The organism is Bradyrhizobium canariense, assembly GCF_019402665.1.
GTDB lineage: Bacteria > Pseudomonadota > Alphaproteobacteria > Rhizobiales > Xanthobacteraceae > Bradyrhizobium > Bradyrhizobium canariense.
On sequence record NZ_VSST01000100.1, the window covers coordinates 1 to 2,455 of the forward strand.

Below are 2,455 nucleotides of genomic sequence, written 5' to 3' on the forward strand. Positions count from 1 at the left end.
GCGTCAAGATTGGCGCGCTGCGCAGTGATCTTTCGCATGCTGTCTCCCTTGAGTGTGAGGCGGTGAGCATTGTGGACGAGCCGATCCAGGACGGCGTCGGCGATGGTCGGGTCGGCGATGACCTCATGCCAATTTTCGATCGGCACCTGGCTGGTGATGATGGTCGATCCGCGCTGGTGTCGATCGTCGACGACTTCGAGGAGATCGCGACGCTGCTCGCCGGTAAGCGGTGCGAGGCCCCAATCATCGAGGATGAGCAAATCGACCCTCGATAGTGTCTTGAGGAGCCGCGCATAGCGTCCGTCCCCGCGGGCGAGCGCAAGAGCTTCGAACAGCCTTGGCAGGCGATGATATAAGACGGATCGATTATCGCGGCATGCCTTGTGGCCGAGTGCGCAGGCGATCCAGCTCTTGCCGACGCCGGTCGGCCCGGTGATGAGCAAATTTTGCTTGCGGCTGATCCAATCGCCATCGACGAGCTTGGCAAAGAAGGCGCGGTCGATGCCGCGCGGAGCGCGCAGATCGACATCTTCGATGATTGCGGCCTGCCGTAGCGAGGCGAACTTCAGGCGCACGATGAGCCTTTTGTTCTCTCGCTCGGTTGCTTCGCGATCGATCATCAGGCCGAGGCGCTGCTCGAAGGTCAGCGCGGTAACGTCCGGTTGGCGTTGCTGATCGTCGAAGGCCTTGGCCATGCCGACGAGCCCGAGAGCAGCGAGACGTTCGTGGGTGTGGTTGCTGAGCATAAGGTCTCCTTGTTGGTGGTCAGTGGTAGTAGCCGCGGCCACGGATGTTGCCGTGCTGGATGGGATCGGCCTCGGGGGCGGTGTCGGGAAGGAAGGCTTTGTCCAGGCCGGTCTTGAGGATCGAGGCGATCGACCGATAGCTCGCTGAGCCGATGCTGATCCCACGGCGGCACGCGGCTTCCAGACGTTGCGTCCCATAGGTCTTTTCCAACCGCAGGATGCCGAGACAGGATCGGAAGCCCTGCTCGGGATGGGGCTTTGTCCGCATGATCGCCTGGCACAGCGCGATCGTGGACGGACCGATCTTCTCGGCGGCGGCCAGCAGACGTGCCGGCGTCCAGAAGGCGTATCGGCGATGTGCGCTCGGCATGTGCTCGGGGATCGTGGTGTGGCGGCGCCTGACGCCTGAGCGTGCGTGGCTGGCGATCCGGGTGCCGCGATGGAACACCTCGATGGTTGCCTCGGTGGCCCGCACCTCGACGACCTGGCGGATCAGGCGGGATGGCACCGAGTAGAAGTGCCCCTGAACCTCGACATGGTAATCCGGCGCTACACGGGCACGACGCCATTCGGCGTACTGATAGGGTTCGGCCGGCAGCGGCATCAGGGCCGGACGATCGATGGTGTCGAAGAACTCGCGGCGGCTGGCACCGAGCTTGCGCATCAGGCGGGCGTTGAGTTCGTCGACCAGGATGCGGATCGCAACGTTCAACTCGGCGAGCGAGAAGAAGCGCCGGTTGCGCAGCCGCGCCAAAATCCATCGCTGGACGATAAGAACCGCCGCCTCCACCTTGGCTTTGTCGCGCGGCTTGCGGGGCCGCGCCGGCATAATGGTGGTGCCGTAATGGGTGGCAAGATCCTGGTAAGTCCGGTTGACGCCTGGCTCGTAGCGGCTCACCACCGTCACCCCGGCCTTCAGATTGTCGCAGACGAGCGCCTTCGGCACTCCGCCCAGGAAGGTGAGCGCATCCACATGGGCGCCGATCCAGTCGGGCAGCGCCTCGCTGAACCGGGCTTGGACGAATGTGTAGTTCGACGCTCCCATGACCGCGACGAAGATCTTGGCGGCGCGCACCTCCCCGGTAAGCCCGTCGAACACCGGCACGGTATCGCCGGCGAAGTCCACGAACAGCTTTTCGCCGGCCGCGTGGGTCTGCCGCATGGTCGCCGTGATGCCGTGGCGCCATTCGACGTAGAGGTCGCAGAACCGGCTGTAGCCGTAGCCGTCGGGATGATGGCCGCGGTATTCCTCCCACAGCAGCGCCAGCGTTACGCTGCGGCGGCGCAACTCGGCATGGACATGCCCCCAATCCGGAAGCGGCTTCGATCGCGGCGGGTTGTAGCCGGCTGGCGCAAACAGCTTGCGCTCCAGTGCTGTGTCGTCGAGCTCCTCCGGTATCGGCCAGGTGATGCCGATCACCGCGGCGCGGCGGACATACTCCGCGATCGCCGTGCGACCGATCCCGACCGATCGGGAGATCACCCGATCGCTCACCCCACAGGCATACTTCAGGCGTAGAACTTCTCGAATCTTCCGCATCGGCAATCTCTCGGCGGGCATCGGACCTCCCATTGCGTGAACCGCAAAAGGAGGGACCTTGCCCCGTTCAGATTGCCGACAACGCCCCCCGTCTCACCCTATCAACAGGGTGGCCGCCTTCGTTCGGATTGGGTGGCCGCTTTCGATCGGAATCGCTGGCCGCCTTCCG

The 2,455-nt window shown here is 64.3% G+C and carries 2 protein-coding genes; both read right to left on the reverse strand.

Translation table 11 applies throughout. From position 1 onward, the window contains the following. On the reverse strand, window positions 1–746 hold a 746-nt coding region (istB, locus tag FXB41_RS38925), incomplete at its 3' end, for an IS21-like element helper ATPase IstB (RefSeq protein WP_219685525.1). Window positions 747–765: 19 nt separating this feature from the next. Then, on the reverse strand, window positions 766–2,307 hold the full coding sequence (gene istA / locus FXB41_RS38930; protein WP_007599102.1) for an IS21 family transposase: 1,542 nt from the start codon (window positions 2,305–2,307) through the stop codon (window positions 766–768). Window positions 2,308–2,455: the final 148 nt, after the last annotated feature.

What these genes read in the sequence shown, in the direction of transcription:
- istA (WP_007599102.1), bottom strand. Translation starts at nt 2,307, where the DNA reads ATGCCCGCCGAGAGATTGCCGATGCGGAAGATTCGAGAAGTTCTACGC.